The sequence below is a fragment of the Rathayibacter sp. AY1H2 genome (genome assembly GCF_002931985.1).
Classification (GTDB): Bacteria; Actinomycetota; Actinomycetes; order Actinomycetales; family Microbacteriaceae; genus Rathayibacter.
The window spans coordinates 1-22,983 of sequence record NZ_PSUV01000020.1 but is presented as its reverse complement, the minus strand read 5'-3'; the positions used below and the strand labels follow the sequence as shown (position 1 = coordinate 22,983).

Genomic DNA, 22,983 nt, shown 5'->3' with positions numbered 1-22,983 from the left:
GTGCTCTCCTGACGGAGGGCGATGGACGTGCCGGTGACGACGAGGGGAGTCGAGAGATGTCCAGAGACGACGTGGCACCGGGGCGGTTCGCGCGGTTCGTGAAGTGGGTCAACAAGGCCGACGGCTGGGAGCCGCAGTACCTGCGCGGGCGGGTCGTGGCCAAGAAGGACGGCGAGTGGATCGTCGCGGTCGACGGCGAGGAGCGCCGGATCGTGAAGAAGGAGTGGAGCGTCTACCGCTGACCCTCGGGGAGGACTCGTGATGCTGCCCGACCGGCGCACTCCCGAGATCAGAGAGGCGCGTCCCGGAGTCTTCGTGCTCGAGCTGCGCCGCACCCGCCGCCGGCCCGCCGAGGAGCTGGGCGTCCTGATCCGCACGGGCACGACCTGGACGGTGCTGGGCCCCGAGGGCGTGCTCTCCGACGTGCCGGGCTTCCACGACGCCGTGGCGGCCCTGCGCGAGTAGCGAGGCACCACCGAGGTACCCGCGGCCCCGCTGAGTCGCCCGAGACGGTCGCCCGCTCCGGCGTGTCGACGACCGTCTCGGGCGCCTCGGCGCTGACGCGGAAGGGGACGGCGCGGCGGTGGTGCCGCCGAGGCGTGGGCCCGCCGCGCCTACAGCTGGCGGCCCGGCCGCTGCAGGCCCACGACGGTGACGGTGAGGGTCGCGGAGGTGCTCTGCGCGGCGGACGGCGCGGACTCCGAGAGGCGCACGGTCAGGCGGAGGTGGTCGGTCGCTCCGACGGAGAGGGCGGGGGAGCCGGGCAGGTCGAGGCGGGAGGCGGCGGGGCGGTCGGCCGACACGGTGGTGACGGTGCCGGGGCAGGTCGCGGCATCGGCCGACCAGGACAGCGAGCATCGCTCGATCGCGAGCTGCAGGCCGTCCGAGAGGTCGGTGCCGGTGGCCGTCTGCAGTTGGAGGGCCGACATCGGCAGGGTCCCGGCGTTCGTCAGGTCGAGGAGGCGCCGGGCCGTGCCACCGGGGACGAGGCCCGCGACGGGGACCGGCACGGTCGTCGCTCCGGTGCCGGTGAACGTCGCGATGACGGTGCCGGAGGCGACCCGCGCGCTCACGGAGCCCCGGTCCAGGAGCACGGCGGTGGCGGTGGCGGCGGCGCCGAGGACGAGCGCGCCGGCGACGAGTCCCGCCAGGCCGGCGCGGGAGACCACGCGGCGGCGGACCTCGGGGGAGTGGCGCGGGGCTCCGCGGTCGCGGGAGGACGGCCGGGCGCTGTGCCGTCCGTGCTCAGCGGGCGGACGCAGGGGCTCCGGGGGCGGCGTGCCGTCCGACGAGCGGTGCGCGCCGCTCACGGGGCGACCTCCGCGGGGCGGCGCCAGATGGCGATCAGGAGCGCGCCCACGATGACCGCGCCGCCCGCGGCGAAGAGCGCGAACCGCGCCTCCGGGTGGGCGAGGCCGATGCTCGGCCAGCCCAGCAGCGGCACCACCGAGCTCTCGCGCCAGATCCGCTCGTCCGCGATCGTCACGATCCACGGGTCGGCCGACTCGTTGTTGTCGCCCTTGGTGGTGAGCGCCAGCTGACCGGGCTCGCGGCCGCGGAGTGCCGCCGCCTCCTCCTCGGAGTAGACGAGGGTGACGCGGTGGATGACGCGGCGGCCCGGATCGTCCGGGTCGGTGAAGACGATCACGTCACCGGCGCGGATCGCGGCCTGGTCGACGGGCAGGGTGACGGCGAGGGAGCCGACGGGCATCCCGGGCGCCATCGAGTTCGACAGCACCGGCACGAGCCGCACGAGACCGAGCGCGGAGAGGACGAAGACGGCGATGCCGGCGACGGCCACGATCGTGACCAGTCCGCCGAGGAGAGCGCGGAGGGCCTTCACGCCTGCTCCCTCCGGTGACGACGGCGCGCCGCCGCGGCGAGCAGGGCGCCCGAGCCGAGGGCGAGCATCCCGCCCAGGAGCGCGGCGCCCAGGTCGCGGCCGGTGACGGCCAGCCCGCCGCCCGCCGCTCCGGGGAAGGAGCCGGGGCCGGGCGTCGCGGAGGGATCCTCCTCCGTCGTGCCCACGAGCACCCGCAGCGACGCCGCCGCGAGCTCGGTCCCGTTGCCGGCCGACTCCGGGAACAGGACGCGGACGCGCACGCCCACGGTGGCCCCGCGCTCGAGCGGACGGACACCGTCGAGCCGGCCGAGCGTCGCCGCGGGTCCGGATCCGAGCGGCATCGCGTCCTCCGGGCAGAGGTAGCGCTCGACCGTGCGCTCCCCGTCGACGACCTCGGCGACCGTGAACGCCGAGTCGCAGAGCTCGACGGACAGCTGGAGGCCGTCGCGCGGGTCCTGCGCCAGCGTCCCTCCGTCGACCGCGAAGGCCACGGAGACCCCCTGCGGCGACAGGCCGGTGCTGGTCACCTCGACCGCCCACTCGGCGCGGTCGCCCGGAGCGAGGTCGGTGAGGGATCCGCGCGCCGAGAGCTCGCGCACGTCGAGCACGCCGACGGGCTCGGCGCTCGCCGCGGGCGCGAGGAGCACCGCCGCGAGGACGGCGACGAGCGCACGGGCGTGGGGCATGGGGACGACTCCGGGAGGAAAGGGGGATGCCTCCGCCCCGCGCCGGTGGCGGCCGGGCAGGACGGAGGCGGTGGGGGACGGTCTACTTCTGGATGCCGGCGCGCTGGATCGCGGCGGCCGTGAAGGTGACCGTGGCGGAGGCGTTCTCGTACGCGTTGTCGGCCGCGGTCGGCAGGACGAGCTCGATGAGCGTGTTCAGCGTCACGTCACCGGCGTCCGAGGGGAAGGTCCCGGTCGTGGTGGGGGTGATGCCGAAGTTCGCCGGGGTGAAGTCGACCGCGCCGGCCTGGCCGCCGATGGACGACAGCTTGCCGGATCCGGTGACCGTGGTGGTCCCGCTGCAGGAGTACGGGCCCGCCGGAGTCGTGGTGGGGGCGGTCGTCCAGGCGGTGGAGCAGGTCAGCAGGCGGTAGTCGAGGCCGTTCGGGCCGGAGACGAGAGACTGGCCGACACGGTTCTGGTCGGTGGTGTCGGATCCCACGACGTCGTTGGTGACGGCCTGCGAGAAGCGCACCGACGAGACGAGGTCGCCGTCGTTGGTGGCGTTCGGCAGGACGATCGTCACCGGGCGCTGGATGGTGTCTCCGGGCGCGATGTCCGTCACGATGAAGGTGCCGTCGAGGTTGATGTCGAGCTGTCCGGCGTCCGCGGTGACGCTGGCGGTCCCGGAGTCGGTGAACACGGCGAAGGCGCCGGCGCCGGCGAGGGCTCCCGCGGCGAGGAGGACGCCGCCGGTGAGGGCGATCTTCTTCCAGGGGCTGCGACGGGTGGGTGCTGTGGTGGTCATGGCGACCGTTCCTTTCTGGTGGGTGGTGCCCAGTGCGGGCGTGGTCTCCCTCACGAGGACACGTGCAGGACGAGAGGGGTGTCGGCGGGGAGGCATCAGCAGCCTCCGGCGGTGGTGACGGCCGGCTGGGCGACGGCGGTCGAGGCGGCGGACGCGACTCCGAGCCAGCGCTGCAGGTCCGGGCGGACCCGCCACTGGTAGCTGCGGCCCTCACCGACCCGGTCGTCGGTGAAGCTCGTCGCGGAGGCGGCGGGTGCCGCGATCACGGTCCAGGGGCCGGGCGTCGTCCCCGCGAGGCGGCGCTCGAGGGTCCAGCCGGTCGCTCCAGCGGCGGCCGACCAGCTCACGAGGGTGCTCGGCCGACCGGCCGTGCAGCTCGCGACAGGCGTGGCGACCACGGAGGAACTGGTCCAGGCGCCGAGCCCGACCGCTCCGCTCGTCGTGCCGGTGCCGGAGAAGCCGCGCCGGACGAGGGGAGCGGGATCGACCCACACCGTGATCGCGCCACCAGCCGTGAGCGCGCCGTCCGTGACCGTGTACGCGATCGTCGCGCTCCCGGTCCAGCCGTCGGCCGCGGGCGTGTAGGTGCACGTGGATCCGGAGCAGGAGAAGGTGCCGCGCAGCCCGGCCGAGACGCTCGTGCCGGCCAGGGCGAGGGTCGTGCCCGGGTCCTCGTCGGTGTCGTTCGCGAGCGGAGCGACGGTGACGGCGGGGCCGCCGGTGGTCGCGACCACACGGTCGGTTCGGGCCACCGGCGCGCGGTTCAGCGCGGTGACGGTGACCGTGACCCGCACGTTCCAGGTGCCGTACTGGCCCGAGAGCGAGTAGTCGAAGACGTCGGTGCCGACGAAGGCGGCGATCGGGCGGTAGGTGCACTGGCCGCGGGTCGCTCCGCTCGCGGCGCAGGAGACGGACCCCTGCACGGGAGTGGCGGGGGCGGGGGTCGCCGCGCCTCCGATCGCCTTCGGGGTCGCCGAGAGCTGCGCGCGCGAGAAGGTCGCTCCGGTCGCGGCGGGCCCGTCGTTCGCGAGCACGTCGATCACGACCGATCCGCCCTGCACGACCGTTGCGGCGTCGGCGGCAGGATCGGGGATCACCGAGATGCTCACCGAGGCGGTGCGGGTGAACGCCCCGCCGGTCGGGCCGGTCGCCGTCGCCGTGGCGGTGTTGGCGATCGTGCCGGCGGTGACGTCGGCGGCGGTGGTCGTGTAGGCGGCGGTCGCGGTGACGACCTGGCCGGGCAGCAGTCGTCCGGAAGTGCCCGGCCAGGAGTAGGTGAGAGCGGAGAGCCCGCTCTTGGGGTCGCTGATCGCGACCGCGGTGAGGGTGGTGGTGCCGGTGTTGGTCGCGCGGAAGGTGTAGGTCACCACGGTGCCGGCGGCGCTGATGAAGGCGGGGTTCGCGGTCTTGGCGAGCGCGAGGTCGTTCGTGCGGGTGATCGTCACCGTCCGCGAGGCGGTGGCCGTGACGGCGGCGCCCGTCGGAGGGGTGCCGGTCGCGGTCGCGGTGTTGAGGACCTGGCCCGCGTCGACGTCGGCCTGCGTGAGCGTGTACGACGCGGTCGCGGTGACCGACTGGCCGATCTCGAGGCGCCCGGCGGTCCCCGGCCAGGAGTAGGCGAGCGCGGAGAGCCCGCTCTTGGGGTCGGTGACCGCGACGGCGCTCAGCCCGGTGTTGCCGGTGTTGGTGGCGGAGAAGCTGTAGGAGACGGTCGAGCCCACGGCGGCCCCGGTCGGGATCGTGCCGTTCTTCGTCAGCGAGATCGAGGGCGCGTAGCGGATCGGCGTGGTGGCCGTGGAGGTCGCGGTGACCGTCACGGGCGCGGCGGCCAGGGTGCGGCCGGAGACGGTCGCCGTGTTGACGAGCGACGTGTTCTTGTCGATGTCGGTCTGCAGCACCGTGTACGGCGCCGAGGTGAAGGTCGCGCTCGCTCCGGGTGCGAGCTGAGTCGAGGCGGGCGTGATGCCGGTGACCTTCTGGTCCGTGATCGCCACGTCCTGCAGGGTGACGGTGCCGGAGTTGAGGGCGAGGAAGGAGTAGCGGATCTGCTCGCCCGCGTCGGCCTGGGCGTTGCCGTTCGTGTCGGTGAGCAGGGCGGTCTTGGTGAGGGTCAGAGCGGGAGCCGGGGTGGCGATGGGGGCGGTGGCGGTGGCGGTCCTGCTCGTGACGGGGGTCGTCGTCACGACGTTCGAGATCGTCTCCGTCTTCGTCGCTGCAGCGGTCGCCGTGTTGACGAACGAGCCGGCCACCGCTTCGGCGGCCGTGACCGTATGGGATCCCGTGCAGATGGTGGAGGCGAGCGGGAGCAGGGTCGTCGTCGGACAGGAGATGCTCGCGGCCTTCGGGTCCGTGACGACGATCCCGGTGAGCGTGCCCCGGATGGATCCGTTCGTGACGACGAACTGGTAGGGGATGACGGATCCCTCGGCGTAGGCGACGGGCTGCGTGGTGGTGCGGTCGATCTGCTTGACCAGAGTGATGTCGTCGAGAGTGTTGATGGACGAGACGGAGACGTTGCGGACGAGGTGGGTGTCGTTCGATCCACCAGTGGACGCCGTGAAGCCGAGCTTGTAGGTCGAGGGCGCTGCGGTCGGCATCGTGAACTGCATCAGCTGATCGAGCTGCCCGGCGGGCAGACCCGCTGTCCCTCCCCAGTAGACCGTGACGACGGGAGTGGCGGCAGCCGAGACCATGATCCGTATCGTGCGCCCGTAGGACGCGGGCGGAGCGCCCGTCGATGTCGTGGCCGTCGTGCGGACCGACGTCAGCAGGGGAGGCGAGGCCGACTGGAGGAAGCAGTATCCGCTCTTGGCCTGCCCGGGTCCGCGCGCCACGATCTTGTTCGCCGTGAGGAGCGCCGACCCGGAGTTCGAGGGGCAGTCGGAGCCGAGGCCGAGGGTAGGCGCGGCGGGGGGCCTGGCCGAGAAGTTCCCGAAGGCGTCGATTCCGATCCCGAGGTAGCCGCCGTTCACCCCGTCGACGGTCGCCGACTGGCCGTAGCCGAGCGATCCGCCCGGAGCTCCCGCCGCGGTGAGGGACCTCGAGCCGTCGGTGAGGAAGAAGCCGATGCCGTCGGCCCCGGTCAGCGAGCTTCCGTACTGGTACTGGTCGAACTGGACGTCGATGCCGCCCGCGGCAGGAATGGGCCGGTTGAAGACCGCGCCGCCCTTGGCGTCGTTGCGGGCATCGGTGAGCTGGAGGAAGCCCGGACTCGTCGCGGCGACGGGGGCTTGAGTCCGGTTGGCGCAGACGCCGAGGTTCGAGGACCCGGCCGGGGGTGCGGTCGTCGCCCGGGTGATGCAGCCCCCGTCGAGCGCCTGCCAGGCCGAGTCCGCGACGCTGGTGCCGCCGAAGCCCTCCTGGAGCAGGACCGTGGCCGCCGCAGCTCTCGTCGCCGGCAGAACCACGAGGACGGCGGCGAGCAGGAGCAGGACGAGGCCGAGGGCGATCGAGCGGTCGTGGCTCGGCCGGGCATGCGCGTTCGACACGGATCGACCTCCCCCCGGGGCGCCTCGCCGGGCCTTCCGGATGGAGCGGGATCACGATAGGTCGCGGCTCGGAGGCGCCCTGTCCCCCTGAGACGGGACGTGGGCGGCGGACGACGGACCCTCGATCCGGTCGGCACTCAGAGGGGGGAGAGCAGGCGCTGAACCAGCGATCAGGTCGTGCTCAGATAACGAGTCTCATCCGGGGGTCTCCCGCGAGAGTGTTGACGTGCGCATGGCCCTCGCGCCGGGCGCACGGCGGCCTGGATCCGTGCCGGCCCCGTGCCGCCCCGGAGTTCCGCCACCGACACGATGCGGTTCCGCTCCCGTGGCGGGCATCTCCAGAGCAGTGGCGCGAGATAGCGCTCTCACCAGGACCTTCTCCGGATCGCTCCGCCGCTGAACGCCAGGTGGGAGCGCCGCCGCGGGTGTCCCTGAAGCGGGTCTGGTGGTCGCGCGGCGGACGCGGGAGGATGCACTCGCGCCTGCCCGCCCGCACGGTCCCCCGAAGGACCGCACCGCGCCCCCTCCACGGTGGTCCGATCCGGACCGCAGCACCCCCCCTCACACCTTCCGGTCAGGCTCCGCCGACCGAGCAGCCCTCTCCACGTCGGGATCCCATGTCCTCTCCTGCGCGCCACAGCCGCCGTCTCGTCCTCACCGGAGCCGCCCTCGGCGTCGGATCCGCCTTCGCCTACGCGATGACCGCGTCCGCGGCGCCCGACTACAGCGTGATCCCGCCGCTGCCCAACGAGCTCGGGCGCAGCGACACGGCGATCTCGCGCGTGGGGAAGAAGCCGTATCAGATCATCGACGTGATGATCGGCACCGACCGCGCGCGGCTCTTCGTCCCGCACACCGCGGTCCCCTCGCAGCGGATCGGCCGGGTCGTCTACTGGTACTACCACGCCAACGGGAGCACCTACGCGGCCCTGTCCGGCGCCTACCAGTACAGCGCCGACCAGGCCGTCGACAAGGGCGTCATCTCGATCTGCCCGAACTACGGCGGCAGCATCTACACGAACAAGCGGGCCGTCGCCATGCAGGTGGACGCGGTCGCCTGGTTCCAGAAGACGTGGCGGATCGGGGCGAGCTTCCTCCGCTCGAACTCCGGCGGTGGCGCACTGCTCTGCTGGGCGTACGGCAACAAGCTGGTCCCCGAGATCCGCGGCGCGTACCACGCGGCCGGCGTCTACGACATGGCCGACATGGCCCGCCGCGACCCGGGGCGCGTCCTGCCGGACTACGACAACGACCCCTCGACGATCCCGGCGACCGACCCCGCGCTGCTGCCGCAGGCCTCGTGGGCGGGGGCGCGGATCCGCACGACCGGCTCGACGGAGGACGTCCTCGTCCCGATCGCCGTGCACGGAGGGGCGTGGGTCGCGCTCGCGAAGCCCGTCGCGAAGGAGGCGGTGGTCCTCTACACGCCGACCGAGGGCGCTCCGAACGGCCACAACGTGCCGAGCCTGACGAACAAGGACATGCTCGACACGTTCGACCGCTGGCTCGCGGAGCAGCCGGTCGTCCCGCTGCCCGACGAGCCCGCCTCGTCGATCCCGGGCGAGGGCACGTACCAGAACTCCTCGCCGCTCATCACGACGGCGGGCACCTGGAGCACGATCTCCTCCTCCGCCGACAGCGGTGGGAGCATCAGCTACTCCAGCTCGGCCGGAGCGTCCGCGAGCTTCCGCTTCTCGGGCACGGGCGTCAGCTGGGTGAGCCGGATGACGGCGACCTCCGGCATCAACGAGGTGCTGCTCGACGGCGTCCTTGTCGCCACCGTCGACCGCTACAGCCCCACGACCCGCTCGGGTCAGACGGTCTGGACGAGCGGGCCGATCGCCGCCGGCACCCACACGGTCACGATCCGCCGCGGGACGACGCGCAACCCGGCGTCCACCGGATCCACGCTGATCCTCGACGCCTTCGTCGTGACCGCGGGGACCGTCTCCACGTCGACGCCCACCCCCACCGCGACGGCGTCTCCGACCAGCACGCCGACGCCCACCGACACGCCGACTCCGACCGAGACCCCGACGGCCACGTCCACGCCCACCCCGACCTCGACGCTGCCGGCGGCGGGGACGTACCAGAACGGAGCCGCCGTCATCGCGACGGTCGGCACCTGGGCGACGCTCTCGAGCACCGCCGACAGCGGCGGCAGCATCTCGTACTCCAGCACCTCCACGGCCTCGGCGACCCTCCGCTTCCGGGGCACGAAGGTCAGCTGGGTGAGCCGGATCACCCCGACCTCGGGCATCAACGAGGTCCTGATCGACGGCGTGCTCGTCGCCTCCGTCGACCGCTACAGCGCCACGAACCGCTCGGCCCGCACCGTGTTCACCAGCAGCACCCTCAGTGCCGGCGAGCACACCATCACCATCCGCCGCGGCAGCAAGCGCAACGCCGCCTCCACGGGCAACTCGCTGATCCTGGACGCCTTCGTCGTCGTGTGAGCCGCTCGGGCACCCGAGCCGCCCGCGTGATTCCGGACAGAGGACGCGGGCGGGCTCGGGTGGTCGGGTGTCCGGGGGCTCGTGGAGGGGGCCCTTGTCGCTGAGGCGCTCGCTGGGCGCCCACTGCGTCGAGTCGCCCGGGGATGCAGCTGTTTCAGCGTTCTCGGAACCGTCTCGGGCACCTCAGCGGGCCTCGCGCGAGGCGGCCCGTGCGAGCATGCGGGGATGAGAACGCTGATCCTCGGAGGCACGGGCTGGCTCGGCGGGCACCTCGCGGCGGAGGCGCTGCGGCGCGGCCACGACGTGACCTGCCTCGCGCGGGGGACGGCCGTGCCCGCGGGGGCGTCCCTCGTCCGGGCCGACCGCGACCGCGACGACGCTCTCGACGCCGTGGCTGCGGCATCGTGGGACGCGGTGATCGACGTCTCCTCGACCCCGCAGCACGTCCGCCGATCCGTCCGCGACCTGCGCTGCAGCGCCTACGTCCTCGTCTCGACCACGAGCGTCTACGCCGAGAACGCGGTCGTCGGTGCGGACGAGGACGCCGAGCTGCTCCCTCCCTCCGACGACCCCGCCTCGTACGGCGCCGCGAAGGCCGCCTGCGAGCAGGCCGTGCTGGCCGGATCCGCGCCGTCCCTGATCGCGCGCGCCGGCCTGATCGGTGGCCCCGACGACCCGACGAGCCGCTGCTCCTACTGGCCCTGGCGCTTCAGCGCGCGGCCCGGCCCCGTACTGGTGCCGGATGCGCCCGAGCTGCCCACGTCCGTGGTCGACGTGCGGGACCTCGCCGCCTGGCTGGTGGCGTCCGCCGAGGCGCGGGTGGAGGGCGTGATGAACGTCTGCGGGACCCCCGTGCCGTTCGGCGAGCACCTGGCCCTGGCGCGCGGCGGGTCGTCCGCCGAGCCGGTCGCCGTGCCGGAGGAGTGGCTGCTCGAGCGCGGCGTCGGCCAGTGGGCGGGCCCCGGCTCGCTCCCGCTGTGGATCGCGGACCCCGACTGGCGCGGCATGAACGCCCGCTCGACGGCACGGGCGGAGGCCGCGGGCTTCGAGCGCCGCGACCTCACCGAGACGCTGCGGGACGCGGCGGCCGCGCACGTGCCGGGACGCGGCGCCGGGCTGGGGGAGGAGCGGGAGCGGGAGCTGCTGCGGGAGTGGGGTGCGGGGCGGGGTGTGAGCGGCGGGATCGAGACAAAACTCTCTCCCCGTCGGCGCCGAGGCGCCTCCAGTCCGCTTGTCTAACAGCTGGTCGTCCAGGCCATGTCGATGCGCTACGTGTGCCGTCTGTAGTCTCGGCGAAGGCCAGTTCCGTCCTCGCTCGGGGACCTATGGCGAGAAATGGAGCTGCTCATGTCCACCGGTCCCACTCTGCTCTTCCTGCACGGCATCGGCACCGGAGATCAAGACGACGCCTGGGAAGTAGCATTGAACACGGCTCTCCTCAAACTTGGCTACCCCGATCTTGACGCGGTAAACGTTGTCGCCCCCAAGTACCCGCATGCATTGCGGGGGGCGAATGCGCGGGAACCGATCCCTGCGATCACGGTCAAGCCACCCACTCGAGAGGCGGCGAGGAAGAACCGCCGCGAGTTCGAGGAGCGGACAGCAGCGATGGAAATCCGGTTGGGTCGCCAAGACCCCGGAATCGGTTGGGTGGGCGGCGACGTTGCTGTTGGCGCGGTGACCCGTCTGCCTCCGTTCAAACAGGCGCACAACTACCTTAATGAGCCGCACATCCGCGCTGAGGTGCTGAATCTGATTCTGCGCTCTCTGCCTGACACGGGCGACCTCTTAATCGTCGGCCACAGCCTCGGTTCGGTCATCGCTGCGGACTTGATCCGACGGCTTCCGGTCGCCGTGAGAGTCATCGGTCTGCTTACCATCGGCAGCCCACTCGGAAACGGAGGGTTTGATGTCGACAAGCTTCGCGAGGCGGTGAGAGAGCCTCCGGCGAATCTCGGCTGGTGGGTCAACGTGTGGAATGCTCCGGACCCAGTTGCTGCTCATCGAGGGCTCTCATCGGTCTTCGACTACCTGCTCGACTTCCGAGTGCAGACCAGACAAGCGCCTATAGACAAGCGTGCGCACTCCGCAGTGGACTACCTCTCGACTGCGGTTGTGGCGGAGGTGATCGGATTCGGGCTCTTCGGCTCTCGTTCGAGGGAAATCGACATGATCGACAGGGGGCTCGACATCCCCCTCGACGGAGTCGAGATGGCGGGCCTGCTCGCCCTGCGCTACGCCCACCTGGTGGGGGCGAACCTTGAAGGTGATGTGGCGGAGCGCTTCGCCGGCGCACTCCGTTATGTGCAAGCGTTCTCGCTGGAGGAGATTCGTGCGCGAAACGTTCGGGAAAACCGTCCGCTTCCTCTTGAGATCGCACGGCTGAGGTTCGATCTCACGGACACAAAGGCCGTAGCGCCGGAACCGCGTCCGATAGGTCACCTCGACAAGGAGCAGGCGGCCGCTCTCATGACCGTTCTTGCCTCAGAGAATGTCATCAAGCCCTTCGAGATCAGTATCCCCCGTGAGAAGTGGCAGGCCGCCATGGCGGACCTGACCGCCGAGTTGGGGCTCACCAGTCGTTTCGGTACGGATGTGTTCGCGGCGACGAAGGAAGCGCAAGCCGCCCTGACCGGACCTCGGGGACTCAGCTGGATCAAGTGGGGCGCCATCGGTGCGGGCGCAGCCGCAATGGTCGTGGCGGCGGGGGGGCTCGCCCTTGCAGCAGGTCCCGGTCTGGCAGGAGCGGCCGTCATAACCAGTGCTCTGGCTAGCTTCGGTCCGGGTGGCATGATCGGGGGATTGCTGACTGCAGGCTCGTTGGTCACTGCAGGCGGCGGAGGAATCGCGTTCGGGCTGGCCAGTCCCGGCACCACCGCCGACGTTGTCGAGGCAATCATCGTGCAACGCCTCGCGGTCTCGCTCCTTCGCCAGAAGCGGCACCTCGAGCCCGATCCGGAGGTGTGGGCGATTCTTACTCGCACCGAGATCGAGATTCGCCGTCAACACGAGCGTCTCGACGAGTTCTCCGACGCGTCCGCGGGATCTCTCAAAGATCTGAAGCGGAAGATTGAGATCGTCGAGCGGGCGCTTGCCCATCTGCGGGAAAAAGGTCTCGAGCCGACGGTCCGGTCCTCTGACGACGAACGGTGAAGATGTTTTCTGAAGCTGAAGCTGATCGTGTCGCTAAGGAGAGCGCCTGCGATCAGTCTGTTCAGGCGTGGAGCGGCACGCCTTCGCCTCTGTTGCGTATTCCCTGACCTCCTCGACATGTCGGTGGTCGCTGCCACCCTCCGTCCATCACCCTTCGAAAGGCGCCCCACCCATGGACAAGTACACCGTCGCCCAGCACTCGGTGGGCAACGTGCTCAACTGGGTGGAGACCGGCAAGATCGCGATCCCCGAGATCCAGAGGCCGTTCGTGTGGACGAGCACAAAGGTGCGCGATCTGATCGACTCGCTCTATCAGGGCTATCCCGTCGGGTACCTCATCACCTGGCAGAACACGGCCGTGCGCCTCAAGGACGGTTCGCTGTCGGGGTCCAAGCAGATCCTGATCGACGGCCAGCAGCGGGTGACGGCGCTGACGACGGCGCTCGCCGGCGGCTCGATCGTCACGAAGGACTACAAGAAGACGCGGATGCAGATCGCGTTCAACCCGCTGACGGAGAGCTTCGAGACCTACACCCCGGTCCTCCGGAACAACCCGGAGTGGCTGCCTGACATCGCTGCCGTGATGAAGCCCGAGAACCTCTTCGGCCTCGTCCGCGAGTACCTCGAGAAGAACCCCGAGGCCGACCGCTCGGTCGTGGAGACGAACTTCTCGAAGCTGATGAACGTGCGCACCAGGCAGGTGGGCATCATCGACCTCGCGGAGAACCTCGACATCGAGACCGTCACGGAGATCTTCGTGCGCATCAACTCGAGCGGCGCGCGGCTCACACCCGCCGACTTCGCGATGAGCAAGATCGCCTCCTACGGCGAGTACGGCGCGCAGCTGCGGAAGTTCATCGACTACTTCTCGCACATGGCCGTCGCACCGCACTTCCACGCGATCATCCAGGAGAACGACCCGACCTTCGCCGAGACCGACTACTTCGCGAAGATCAGCTGGCTCAAGGACGACGCGAGCGACCTCTACGACCCGACCTACCAGGACGTCCTGCGGGTCGCCGGTCTGATCGAGTTCGATCGCGGGCGCATGGTCGCGATGGTGAGCTACCTGTCCGGCCGCGACTTCGAGACCAAGAAGTTCGACGACGCGATCGCGCAGGAGTCCTTCGAGCGCCTCGAGCGCGCTCTCTACCGGATCACCAACCGCTACAGGTTCACGCAGTTCCTGATGACGCTGACCTCCTCCGGCTTCATCTCGCCGTCGCTGATCACCTCGCGCAACGCCGTCAACTTCGCTTACGCCCTGTTCCTGCGCCTGTCGGACGAGGGCGAGCTGCCCATGCCCGAGATCCAGAGGATCGTGCGGCGCTGGTTCGTCATGTCGATGCTCCTCGGCCGACACTCCGGCAGCTTCGAGACCACGTGGGAGCTCGACCTCCGGCGCCTCCGTGAGATGGGAGCGCAGGCCTACCTCGAGTCGATCGAGCGCAGTGCGCTGTCCGAGGCGTACTGGACGGAGGGTCTTCCGCTCGACCTGGTCACGTCGAGCAGCCGGAGCCCCTACTTCGTCGTCTACCTGGCCGCGATGGTGAAGCGCGGAGCGCGCGGGTTCCTCTCGAACCACGTGGGCGCGTCGGACATGCTCGGCGATTCGGGCATGGGCGACATCCACCACCTCTTCCCGAAGGCGTACCTTCAGACGAGCGGGATCAACGATGCCGCTGACCGCAACCAGATCGCGAACTACGTCCTCGCGGAGACGCCGGTCAACATCCGCATCGGCAGGCTCGCGCCGGCCGAGTACGGAGCGCGCGTGCGGGCGCAGATCGAAGCGGGAACGCCGGACCTCGGCGACATCACGACCGAGGCCGAGCTGCTCGCCAACCTCCGCTCCTCCGCGGTGCCCGAGAGCCTCCTCGACGCGACGGCCGCCGACTACCCGTCCTTCCTCATCGAGCGGCGCAAGCAGATGGCGGCGCTGCTGAGGGATTACTACTTCTCCCTCTGAAGGAACGGTCGCCCTGCTCGACGACGCGGCAGGGCACCCGCTCTCAGGGCTCCAGCCGCTCCATCACCTCGTCGAGCACATCGTCGAGCCGCCTCCTCCGCTTGTAGACCGTAAGGAGATCGACGTGCTCGCCGGTCCGGAGGTGCGCTCGGCCGTCCTCATCAACGGCGAGCACCGGATCCCCGCCCCGCGTCATGACCAGGATGCGGCGGAGCCGGTCGCCCAGCTCCTCAGCACGGAGGCCGGACGGTATCGGGAGGTTCGGGAACGACTGCAGCGCGGGGGCGGGGGAGATGTGGGTCAGGTGGTCCTCGATGCTGAAGACGACGTCCCAGGGCCGACGGTCGTTGAGGCCGCGAGTCAGGAGGCCGGAGACCACTCGGTAGCCGATCGATCGTGCCGTCGTGGCGTCGGCGGAGGATGAACCGAGGCCGAGCGTCACTTCGATCCGCTGGACGATCTCGTGCGGGTTCTCCGCCGCGAGGACTTCCTGCCACGTGATCGGCTCCACTTCGGGTCGGAGTCCGAGGAAGTGGATGCGACCCTTCTGATTGAAGAAGACGCCGGGAGAGGAAGGGCGGAGCCGATCGACGACCTGCGGCCCGTGATAGTGACCATCGAGGAAGATGGCTGCGAAAGCCGAGAGCCGGGAGTGCCGGCGGCACAGCTCGCTGGCGATCCACCAGCCCTGCTCGTGGGTGAAACGTTCGGCGGGGTCCGGTACGGGCATGTCCTCATCCTCGTCATAGGCTTCTGTCGGTGCAGCCATCGGCGGAGCGCTGAGGCCGTTCTCCAGTCCGACGAAGGTGTAGACCCAATCGCCGTCCGCCGCCTGCTCGGGCTTCCGCTGGTACGTCGCCATGAGCCCGTCCGTATCGGGCAGCGGGACGGAAATCGACGTTCCGGGCAGGCCGTCGGGGAAGACAGGATTATCGCCGTAGCTGGTGCCGTCGAGGGGACCTCCGAGTAGATGGGCCCTTACGAAGCCGAGATCGCCGGGCGTGAACTCAGCCATCGATCTCCACCTCCGCAGGCCGCACCGCGTGCACCGCATCCACCAGGAACCGCGCCGGCCGCGCCCGCGGCAGCACCGCGCTGACCTCCTGGAGCGCCTGGTCGGCGGGGATACCGAGGTGCCGGACGCTGTACGCGGCTCCGACGGAGGGCGTCCGGCTCCGCCCCTCGAAGCAGTGCACGAGCACGGTCAGGCCCTCGGCCCGGTAGGCGGCGACGGAGTCGGCCGCATCCGCGAGCACGCCGGCCAGATCGGCGTTGCTGTCGTCCTGGTCGACCAGCCAGACCGCGGTCCGCGCGCCGATGAAGGCCGGCACCTGCTCGCGGCCCACCCGGCACAGCGAGACGACGGCGTCGACGCGCGGGCCGGTGCCGTCCTCGGCGAGGGTGTCCAGGGCGGTCAGGTCCCCGAGGAGCACGCCGTCGTCGTGCGGGTGGACGACGAGCGTGGCGGGCAGGCCGCTCACCGGCCAACGCGCGGCGGCCGGCCAGCCGTTCTCGACGGCGACGCCTCGGCGGGTGGCGAGCACGGCGCTGCGCACCAGGTCGTCAACGGTCTGCCCGGGCCAGCCGTGCAGGTGCCGGAGCCACGCGGCGGGAACAGCTGAGCGTCCCCAGCGGGCGCCGGCGAGCGACCCGGTGATCGCCGCGACCGTGTCCGTGTCGTTGCCGCTGCGGACGGCCAGCTCGATCGCCTCCTGGAGGGTCGTGCTGTGCGTGAGGGCGCACCAGGCGGCCTGGATCGCCGCGACGACCCAGCCGTTGCTCCCGGGGATGTCCTTCGGGTGCGCGGTCCGCTCGGCGACGTCGAAGCGCTCCGACCACAGCGTCCGCCGCTCCTCGGGCAGCGCGGTGATGCCACTGCGGACGTCGAAGGCGCCCTCGAGGATCGCGTGGCGGATCGCGAGCGACCACAGCACGCACGCGTCTCCGGCGTCGTCCTCGAAGTGCGTCAGGTCGCTCAGCCGACGGGCGGCGGCCGCGAGGGTCGCGTCGTCCGCGTGCAGCAGGCCGAGCGCGACCGGGCCGGTGCGCATGAGCGAGCCGTTCCCGGCCGAGCGTCCAGTGGACCGGTGCACCTGCTCCGCCGTGGCGCGCAGCTCGGACTCGCTCGCCCCGGGGGCCGTGGACAGCACGCGGCGGATCTGGATCCCGACGTCCTTCGCGGTCCCGGCCCAGGTCCGCCACTGCCTGCCGATGCGGTGCAGCGTCTCGGGATCGTCGAGGGAGGCGCCGGCCGCGAGCTCCTCGAGGATCGGGATCGCCATGCTCGTGTCGTCGGTCCACTCGCCGAGATCCCAGCCGCCGCCCGCGTGCAGCCGGACAGGGACGCCGTCGGCGAGCGGCGGGTGGAACTCGTACGGTGCGCCCAGCGCGTCGGCGGCCGCGGAGGCGACGATCGCGCCGACCGCCCGGTCCGTCTGCATCGACGTCAGCGACGTCCGGTGTGTGGTCATGAGAGCCCCCGTTCCGGTTAGCGCGTATCTGCGCTAACTCCATAACACCGAAGTTAGCGCACTTCTGCTTCAATTACCAGATGGCAACCGCAGAGCTGACCGACCATCCGCGACCGTCAGTCGCTGTGGACGCCGCGGTGCTCACCGTGCCTCCCGGCGGCCCGCTCTCGATCGTCCTCATCGAGGACGGGTACGGCCGTCGCCTCCCCGGCACCTTCGTCCACGAGCGAGAGCGCCTCGACGACGCCGTCCGACGCGGGCTCCGGACGAAGACGGGCATCGAGGGCGTCGGACTGCGCCAGCTGCACGTCTTCGACGCTCCGGAACGGGACGACCGCGGCTGGGTGATGTCGGTGGCGTACCTCGCGGTCGCGCCCTGGGAGGCGACACAGGCGTCGGGCCTCGCCGTGCCCGTCGCCGGGAAGGGGCCCCTCGCCTTCGACCACGACGAGATCGTCGCGCGCGCGCTGCTCACCATCAGGGAGGAGTACCGGAACCGCCCCGACCCGTACCGCCTCGTCGCCGAGCCGTTCACCATGCGACAGCTGCACGACCTGCACGAGCAGGTCGCCGGCGAGCCGCTGATGCGGGACAGCTTCCGCCGGGCGATGCTGCCGTTCCTCCACGAGACGGGCGAGCTGGCGTCGGGTGCGGTGGGGAAGCCGGCGAAGCGGTTCGTGCGGGCGTGAGGCCGAGCGGCGGGGCGAGCAGTGCGCGCCCCCGTCGAGATCGTCCACGTCTGAAGGGACCCGGGCCTCCCGGGTCCGTGGCGTCATCGGATGTCCCCACCCAGCCGCTCACTCATCCCCGCGACCTCCTGCCACGCCCCGGTCGCCCGTTCCTCCGCCGTCGCCTCCCGGAGCAGCGCGGTCAACCGCTCCCGCAGCCGCAGCTCTGCGGCCGTCATCGCGCTCTCGTGCCCCCGCGCGAGGAGGTACGAGTGGGCGTCCGTCGCGAAGGCGGCGAGGGCGTCGAGGAAGATCTCGAGGACGCGGGCGGCCTCGCCGACGCGGGACGGATCGCGGGGCACCGGCAGCATCGGCACGAGCCGCAGCCTCCCCTGCCAGAGGCGCTCGTCGAGCGGATCCGCGAAGAGGGTGAGGGCGGTCGCGAGCGTTCCTGAGGCGGAGGAGGGGAACGCGCGGCGGACGTCGTGGACGATCTCGTGGAAGTGGTCGTCGGTGAGGCCGAAGCCGACGAAGAGCAGGTGCCGGGTCGCGAGGGTGGCCTTCACGATCGAGGAGAGGGCGCGGCGGGAGGAGTCGAAGCCGAGGTAGTCGTCGCGGGTGAGGACGATCGAGGACGGGTCGTCGACGGTGCCGTGGAGCTTGAGCAGCCAGCGCTCGTGGTCGCCCTCGTGGTCGCCGGGGATGACGGCGCGGGGGACGCCCGCGTCCTCGGACGCCGTCTCGAAGAGGCGGTCGTAGTTGAGGGTGATGGCCTGCTCGGAGTCGATCGCGGTGAGGAGCGCCGGCGCGAGACCGTACCGCTCGAGGGATCCGATCTCACGGGCGACGGCCTCGGCGAACCGTCCGGGCTGCTCCTCGTCGAACAGCGTCGCGAGGTAGGACGCCTGGTCGAGCACGTTCTTCCCGCTGAGGACCGCGGACGTCTCGGAGTCGAGTCCGATCTCGCGACCGAGCTCCTCGAGCAGTCCGTCCCAGGAGGGGCCGCCGGCGCTGACGCTGGTCCCGGCGCCGAGGAAGGGCACGAGCCGGCGGCGACGGGCGCGCTCGGCGAGGCTCTGCGCCTCCTCGAGGGCCGGAGCCTCCAGCTCGGGCCAGGACGTCGCGGGATCGAGTCGTCGCCTGGACTGGGCGAAGGCGTGGACGTCGGCGCGGAGGGTGACGATCGCGATGTCGACCTCGAACGCCTCGGCGGCCTCCCGCAGCACGCGGAGCTGCTGGGCGAGCACGGCGTCGCGGAGGGTCCCTGATCCGCCTCCCGCCGTCGCGAAGAGCGGCACGGCCAGGAGCGGCAGCGGCCGCCTCGTGCGCCGATCCCTCGTCACCGTCCGCGCGGCGACCTCGACGAAGGCCCGGAGGCGGCGGGCGATGTCGGCGAGTCCTTCGCTGTCCTCGGCGTCGCGCACGGCGTGATCGGGGACGGCGGTGAGGACGGGAGTGGGCTCGCCGTCGCGCGGCGCGAGCGGCAGTGCCGCCTGTCGGCCGTCCGAGAACTCCGGAGTCAGCGCGGCGCGTGCGCGATCCTCCAGCTGCGGGACCCCGCGCCAGAAGTCGGTGAACGAGAGGAAGCGGTCCGTCGGCAGGAGCCACGCGTCGCAGGCGAAGTGGAGGAGGCTTCCGCGGGTGACGAAGAGATGAGGTCGAGGCACGGCCTCTTCCTATCAGCATCGCTCAGTCGCCCGGGGGGGGGGGGGCTCGTTCTCCGCGTCGAGAAGGAGCCTTCTCGGGCGACTCGGTGCAGAGGGCCGGGAGTCACGCGAGCATCCGATGCCGACGTGCCGCCGACGTCAGCGCCCCGGCACTCCCGCGTACACCGCGAGGTACTCGTCGACCATCCGATCCACCGCGAAGCGGCGGCGCGCTGTCTCCCGGACGGACGCGCGGTCGAGGAGCCCGACCCGCTCGACCGCGGCGACCGCCTCCGACAGGGAGCCCACCGCGTACCCGGTGACGCCCTCGTCGATGATCTCGGCCATGGATCCGCGGCGGTACGCGATCACCGGCGTCCCGCACGCCATCGCCTCGACGACGGAGAGGCCGAACGGCTCGTCGAAGCCGATCGGATGCAGGAGCGCGAGCGCCCCGCCGAGCACGAGGGCGCGCTCCTCCGGCCCGACCGAGCCGCGGTAGACGACCCGCGTCCCGTCGGCGAGCGGCTCGACCTCCTCGCGCCAGTAGCGCTCGTCCTGCACGATGCCGCAGATGAGGAGGCGGCGCCCGGCCGCGGCGGCGATCCGGACCGCCTCCGCCGTGCCCTTGTCGGGGTGGATCCGGCCGAGGATCACGAGGTCCTCGCCTCCGGATCCGGCGGGGAAGCCGTCCACGTCGATCCCGTGGTGCACCGTCGCCGCGTAGTCGAGCTCGGGGGAGCGGTCGCTGTCCGAGATCGACACCAGGTGCGCGGTGCGCGGGTGCCGCAGCGCCTCGCGGTAGGCGGGCAGGATCTCGGGCCCCGAGAAGCCGTGCACCGTCGTCACCAGGAATACGGCCGCGGCGGCGTCGACGTCGACGCAGCGGCGGATCAGGAGGCCGGCGTCGCGAGTGGCGTCCTCGCGGCCGTGCCCGGCGCGGAGGGCCTACTCGAGGAGGAAGGCGCGCCCGTTGATCAGCAGCGTGTCGCCGTCGGTCGCGGCGAGAACGCCGAATTCGTCGACGGAGCGGGTGGAGTCCCCGGCGGTGTCCGAGGTCGCGGCGACAGCGGGAGTGGCTGCGGCGGCGGTGAGGAGGAGCCCGCAGGCGAGTGCGGTGATCACGGTCGTGCGGTTCATCGGCGTCGTCCTTGGCGTCGTGGTGGGCCGCTTCTCGTGGAGGCGGCGGGAACTGGTTCCGAGCCTAGGGCGCTGAGCCCGTCAACGCCCTGGGTCGTTCCTTGGGTTCAGCTATGAAGTAGCGTGCAGCCATGCCCTGGGGACGCCTCTACTTCGCCGTGCAGGCGCTCGGCGGCGCGGCCTGGTGGGTCGCCGTGGCGCTCGTCCCCGCCGTGCGGATCGCGACGCTCGGCAGCCTCGATCCCGTCCCTGTCGCGGCTCTCGACCTCCCGCTGTTCGTCGGCGCCTCCGCTCTGGCCGCGGCCGGGATCCGCTGGGCGGCCGTCACCGCGACGGCCTGGACGCTCCTCGTCGCGGTCGCCCTGGCCGTCTGGGTCACCCTGACGGGGGAGGCGGGCTGGGGCGTCGTCGCGATGCTCGCCGCGGCGGGCGGCTCCGTCGTCGCGGCGTGCCTGCTCCTGCTCGGCCGGGTGCCCACGCGCTGGATCGCCTCCGGTCCCTTCTCCTTCCGGGTCGCGACCGCGGGCCGCCGGCCCGGATCGCACCTCGCCGCGACCCTCGGGCAGATCGCGGTGTTCTGGGGAGGCGCGCTGGTCGTCGTCCCGCTGGTGATCGCCGCGCTGGAGGAGCGCTGGGGCGTGGGCCTCGGAGCGGCGCCGCCCGCGGTCGTCGGCGTCGGCGTCCTGCTGCTGGTCGCGGCGAGCGCGCTCGGGATCTGGTCGGGGCTCACGATGTCGCTCCTCGGCGACGGCACGCCGCTGCCGATCGCGATGACCAACCGGCTGGTGATCGCCGGCCCCTACCGCTGGGTCCGCAACCCGATGGCGGTCGCCGGCATCGTGCAGGGAGCGGCGGTCGGGCTGCTGCTCTCGTCGTGGCTGGTCGTGCTGTACGCGCTCCTCGGCGCCGTCGTCTGGAACCGGGCCGTGCGCCCGCTGGAGGAGGCGGACCTCGCCGCCCGCTTCGGCGCCGACTTCGAGCGCTACCGCTCGCGCGTCCGCTGCTGGGTGCCCCGCCGCCCGGAGCCGTTGCCGCGCCGGGGGTAGCCGCTGCCGCGGTGCGCTCGCCGAGGCGTTCCGCCCCCGCCGGGACACCGCCGCCAGGCCGGCGACTCGTCGACGAGGGCTGTGTCTCGACGCGCGGTCCGCTCCTCCGCCCCCACAACGCGCCTCTCGGGACGGCGACGCGCCTCGCCCGCCGACCCCGTCACTCCGCGGTGCGCCCGCGCCCCACCACCGCGGCGACCAGCCCCGCCGACACCGCGGCCAGCGCGACCAGCACCCCGCCCACGCCGAGCGCCCCCGCCACGAGCGGAGTCGCCAGCGCCAGCGCGACACCGGGGAGCGCCAGCCGCGCGGGCATCGGCTGGTGCTCGCCGAGCGGCGCGTGCACCGCCCACAGGGTCAGGACGAAGACCGCGACCGGGACCGCGACGGCCGCGCCGATCACCGTGTCGGACGCCTCGAGGTGGCCCGCGGTCGCGGCGACGGCCGCCTCCAGCCCGGATCCCAGCGCCGCGAGGGCCGCGAACGCCGCGAAGTGCGCGTAGCCCCAGCGGTAGGAGAGGCCGCGCCGCCGCTCCAGCAGCTCGCCGGAGGGATGCGAGAACGACAGCCACCACAGCGCGAACACGATCACCAGCCCGCAGGCCGCGACCAGCACGAGCGAGGTGCTGACGCCCGCCTCCGTCACCGCCCGCTGCACGCCCATCACCGCCGCGAGGACGCCCTCGCCGAGCAGGATGATCGTGAACAGCCCGTACCGCTCGGCGACGTGGTGCGGATGCCAGTTCGCGTCCCCCGCCCGCTGCGCCCAGAGGGGCACCGCCAGCTCGCAGGCGACCAGGAGCAGGAAGCTCACCACCCCGACCTCCTCGGGCAGGAGCAGCCGCAGCAGCCAGCCGACCTGCACGATCGAGAAGCCGACGGCGTTGCGCACGGCGGAGGTGCGGTGCTCCGGAGTGGACACGGCGACGCGGATCCACTGGCTCACCAGCGCGAACCGCATGATCGCGTAGCCGATGGTGATCGCACGGTAGTCGCCCTCCTCGAAGCCGGCCGGGACGCCGGCCGCGAGCACGAGGACGCCGGCCATCTGGGCGAGGGTCAACAGCCGGTAGGGCACGTCGTCGGTGTCGTACCCGGAGGCGAACCAGGTGAAGTTCATCCACGCCCACCAGATCGCGAAGAACACCATGCCGAAGGGGAGGAGCCCCTCGGCGAGGTGCCCCTCCTCGGTCGCGTGGGCGAGCTGCTGGGCGATCTGCGCGATCGCGACGACGAAGGTCAGGTCGACGAGCAGCTCGAGCGGCCTCGAGACGCGGTGCGCCTCGTCGATCGCGCGCGGCTGCATCCGCACGCGGAGGGGGTGCGCGGGGGAGGCGGGCATGCGCTCATCCTGCACCCGGAGGGCTTCTGCGCGAGTGCCGCGCCCGCCTCCCGCGACCCTCGGCGCCCGCCCTCGCACCGAGTGTCCAGAAGTCGTCGCACTCGAGCGCGAGTGCGACGAATCCGACACTCGCGGGCGGCCGGACCTCGCCAGGTCGGGCGCAGCCGACACCGCGAGCACGCAGAAGTCGCGGTACTCGCCCTCCCGTACGCCCACTTCTGAGTTCTCGCGCGCCCCGGGCGACGCCCGGCGGCCCCGCGCCCGCGCCCCGACCGCCGGGCGCCCGGG

General features: G+C 71.9%; 19 protein-coding genes. 8 read left to right on the top strand and 11 right to left on the bottom strand.

Translation table 11 applies throughout. The features are described from left to right. Positions 1-56: 56 nt before the first annotated feature. Together C5C29_RS13695 and C5C29_RS13690 are read left to right on the top strand one after the other, a co-directional pair. On the top strand, positions 57-242 hold the full coding sequence (locus C5C29_RS13695) for a hypothetical protein (protein WP_104223398.1): 186 nt from the start codon (positions 57-59) through the stop codon (positions 240-242). A 19-nt stretch (positions 243-261) separates the two neighbouring features. After that, positions 262-465: a hypothetical protein gene (locus tag C5C29_RS13690; protein WP_104308469.1), complete on the top strand. Its 204-nt coding sequence runs from the start codon at positions 262-264 to the stop codon at positions 463-465. 149 nt (positions 466-614) lie between these two features. Here the strand turns inward: C5C29_RS13690 and C5C29_RS13685 are convergent, their stop codons facing one another. The 5 genes from C5C29_RS13685 to C5C29_RS13665 form a co-directional block, all read right to left on the bottom strand. Then, the gene (locus C5C29_RS13685) at positions 615-1,310 is read right to left on the bottom strand and encodes a peptidase (RefSeq protein WP_104308468.1); all 696 of its coding nucleotides are present in this window, start codon (positions 1,308-1,310) and stop codon (positions 615-617) included. Next, positions 1,307-1,843, bottom strand: a complete 537-nt coding sequence (locus C5C29_RS13680) for a signal peptidase I (RefSeq protein WP_104223395.1) — start codon at positions 1,841-1,843, stop codon at positions 1,307-1,309. Before C5C29_RS13680 ends, C5C29_RS13685 begins: the two co-directional genes overlap by 4 nt. After that, the gene (locus C5C29_RS13675) at positions 1,840-2,529 is read right to left on the bottom strand and encodes a hypothetical protein (RefSeq protein ID WP_104308467.1); all 690 of its coding nucleotides are present in this window, start codon (positions 2,527-2,529) and stop codon (positions 1,840-1,842) included. Before C5C29_RS13675 ends, C5C29_RS13680 begins: the two co-directional genes overlap by 4 nt. 82 nt (positions 2,530-2,611) lie before the next feature. Beyond that, positions 2,612-3,316: a TasA family protein gene (locus tag C5C29_RS13670; RefSeq protein ID WP_104226366.1), complete on the bottom strand. Its 705-nt coding sequence runs from the start codon at positions 3,314-3,316 to the stop codon at positions 2,612-2,614. 95 nt (positions 3,317-3,411) lie between these two features. Continuing rightward, positions 3,412-6,804 carry an Ig-like domain-containing protein gene (locus C5C29_RS13665; RefSeq protein ID WP_104308466.1) on the bottom strand — a complete coding sequence of 1,131 codons (3,393 nt, stop codon included), beginning with the start codon at positions 6,802-6,804 and terminating at the stop codon, positions 3,412-3,414. A 617-nt stretch (positions 6,805-7,421) separates the two neighbouring features. On the opposite strand from C5C29_RS13665, the gene C5C29_RS17215 reads away from it, so the two are divergent. The 4 genes from C5C29_RS17215 (at position 7,422) to C5C29_RS13645 (ending at position 14,382) form a co-directional block, all read left to right on the top strand. Continuing rightward, a complete protein-coding gene (locus C5C29_RS17215) occupies positions 7,422-9,260 on the top strand; it encodes a hypothetical protein (RefSeq protein WP_181027253.1) in 1,839 nt (612 codons plus the stop codon). 225 nt (positions 9,261-9,485) lie between these two features. Continuing rightward, complete coding sequence (locus C5C29_RS13655; RefSeq protein WP_104223391.1) at positions 9,486-10,499, top strand: NAD-dependent epimerase/dehydratase family protein; 1,014 nt, start codon at positions 9,486-9,488, stop codon at positions 10,497-10,499. 108 nt (positions 10,500-10,607) lie between these two features. Next, the gene (locus tag C5C29_RS13650) at positions 10,608-12,413 is read left to right on the top strand and encodes a hypothetical protein (RefSeq protein ID WP_104223419.1); all 1,806 of its coding nucleotides are present in this window, start codon (positions 10,608-10,610) and stop codon (positions 12,411-12,413) included. A gap of 172 nt (positions 12,414-12,585) precedes the next feature. Further along, a complete protein-coding gene (locus C5C29_RS13645) occupies positions 12,586-14,382 on the top strand; it encodes a DUF262 domain-containing protein (RefSeq protein ID WP_104223390.1) in 1,797 nt (598 codons plus the stop codon). Positions 14,383-14,425: 43 nt separating this feature from the next. Here the strand turns inward: C5C29_RS13645 and C5C29_RS13640 are convergent, their stop codons facing one another. Beyond that, entirely contained in the window at positions 14,426-15,397 is a 972-nt protein-coding gene (locus C5C29_RS13640) for a hypothetical protein (protein WP_104308465.1), read from the bottom strand. Beyond that, positions 15,390-16,853 carry an ADP-ribosylglycohydrolase family protein gene (locus C5C29_RS13635; protein WP_104223388.1) on the bottom strand — a complete coding sequence of 488 codons (1,464 nt, stop codon included), beginning with the start codon at positions 16,851-16,853 and terminating at the stop codon, positions 15,390-15,392. Before C5C29_RS13635 ends, C5C29_RS13640 begins: the two co-directional genes overlap by 8 nt. An 80-nt stretch (positions 16,854-16,933) precedes the next feature. Here C5C29_RS13635 and C5C29_RS13630 point away from each other — a divergent pair, with 80 nt between their 5' ends. Continuing rightward, positions 16,934-17,542, top strand: coding sequence for an NUDIX hydrolase (locus tag C5C29_RS13630; protein ID WP_104223387.1), 609 nt, complete (start codon positions 16,934-16,936; stop codon positions 17,540-17,542). An 83-nt stretch (positions 17,543-17,625) separates the two neighbouring features. Here the strand turns inward: C5C29_RS13630 and C5C29_RS13625 are convergent, their stop codons facing one another. From C5C29_RS13625 to C5C29_RS13615, 3 genes are all read right to left on the bottom strand, one after another. Next, a complete protein-coding gene (locus C5C29_RS13625) occupies positions 17,626-19,188 on the bottom strand; it encodes an SIR2 family protein (RefSeq protein ID WP_104308464.1) in 1,563 nt (520 codons plus the stop codon). Positions 19,189-19,326: 138 nt separating this feature from the next. Next, the gene (locus C5C29_RS13620; RefSeq protein WP_258069496.1) at positions 19,327-20,016 is read right to left on the bottom strand and encodes a glycosyltransferase; all 690 of its coding nucleotides are present in this window, start codon (positions 20,014-20,016) and stop codon (positions 19,327-19,329) included. 99 nt (positions 20,017-20,115) lie between these two features. Beyond that, positions 20,116-20,307: a hypothetical protein gene (locus tag C5C29_RS13615; RefSeq protein WP_104223384.1), complete on the bottom strand. Its 192-nt coding sequence runs from the start codon at positions 20,305-20,307 to the stop codon at positions 20,116-20,118. Positions 20,308-20,438: 131 nt separating this feature from the next. On the opposite strand from C5C29_RS13615, the gene C5C29_RS13610 reads away from it, so the two are divergent. Next, positions 20,439-21,353: an isoprenylcysteine carboxylmethyltransferase family protein gene (locus tag C5C29_RS13610; protein ID WP_104308462.1), complete on the top strand. Its 915-nt coding sequence runs from the start codon at positions 20,439-20,441 to the stop codon at positions 21,351-21,353. Between the two features lie 160 nt (positions 21,354-21,513). Here C5C29_RS13610 and C5C29_RS13605 read toward each other — a convergent pair whose 3' ends face one another. Beyond that, positions 21,514-22,695 (bottom strand): low temperature requirement protein A, encoded by a 1,182-nt coding sequence (locus tag C5C29_RS13605; RefSeq protein WP_219813784.1) that lies wholly within the window; start codon positions 22,693-22,695, stop codon positions 21,514-21,516. Between the last annotated feature and the right edge of the window lie 288 nt (positions 22,696-22,983).

What these genes read in the sequence shown, in the direction of transcription:
- C5C29_RS13635 (WP_104223388.1), bottom strand. Translation starts at nt 16,853, where the DNA reads ATGACCACACACCGGACGTCGCTGACGTCGATGCAGACGGACCGGGCG.
- C5C29_RS13615 (WP_104223384.1), bottom strand. Translation starts at nt 20,307, where the DNA reads ATGAACCGCACGACCGTGATCACCGCACTCGCCTGCGGGCTCCTCCTC.
- C5C29_RS13690 (WP_104308469.1), top strand. Translation starts at nt 262, where the DNA reads ATGCTGCCCGACCGGCGCACTCCCGAGATCAGAGAGGCGCGTCCCGGA.
- C5C29_RS13605 (WP_219813784.1), bottom strand. Translation starts at nt 22,695, where the DNA reads ATGCCCGCCTCCCCCGCGCACCCCCTCCGCGTGCGGATGCAGCCGCGC.
- C5C29_RS13650 (WP_104223419.1), top strand. Translation starts at nt 10,608, where the DNA reads ATGTCCACCGGTCCCACTCTGCTCTTCCTGCACGGCATCGGCACCGGA.
- C5C29_RS13610 (WP_104308462.1), top strand. Translation starts at nt 20,439, where the DNA reads ATGCCCTGGGGACGCCTCTACTTCGCCGTGCAGGCGCTCGGCGGCGCG.
- C5C29_RS13630 (WP_104223387.1), top strand. Translation starts at nt 16,934, where the DNA reads ATGGCAACCGCAGAGCTGACCGACCATCCGCGACCGTCAGTCGCTGTG.
- C5C29_RS13695 (WP_104223398.1), top strand. Translation starts at nt 57, where the DNA reads ATGTCCAGAGACGACGTGGCACCGGGGCGGTTCGCGCGGTTCGTGAAG.
- C5C29_RS13640 (WP_104308465.1), bottom strand. Translation starts at nt 15,397, where the DNA reads ATGGCTGAGTTCACGCCCGGCGATCTCGGCTTCGTAAGGGCCCATCTA.
- C5C29_RS13655 (WP_104223391.1), top strand. Translation starts at nt 9,486, where the DNA reads ATGAGAACGCTGATCCTCGGAGGCACGGGCTGGCTCGGCGGGCACCTC.
- C5C29_RS17215 (WP_181027253.1), top strand. Translation starts at nt 7,422, where the DNA reads ATGTCCTCTCCTGCGCGCCACAGCCGCCGTCTCGTCCTCACCGGAGCC.
- C5C29_RS13645 (WP_104223390.1), top strand. Translation starts at nt 12,586, where the DNA reads ATGGACAAGTACACCGTCGCCCAGCACTCGGTGGGCAACGTGCTCAAC.
- C5C29_RS13675 (WP_104308467.1), bottom strand. Translation starts at nt 2,529, where the DNA reads ATGCCCCACGCCCGTGCGCTCGTCGCCGTCCTCGCGGCGGTGCTCCTC.
- C5C29_RS13670 (WP_104226366.1), bottom strand. Translation starts at nt 3,316, where the DNA reads ATGACCACCACAGCACCCACCCGTCGCAGCCCCTGGAAGAAGATCGCC.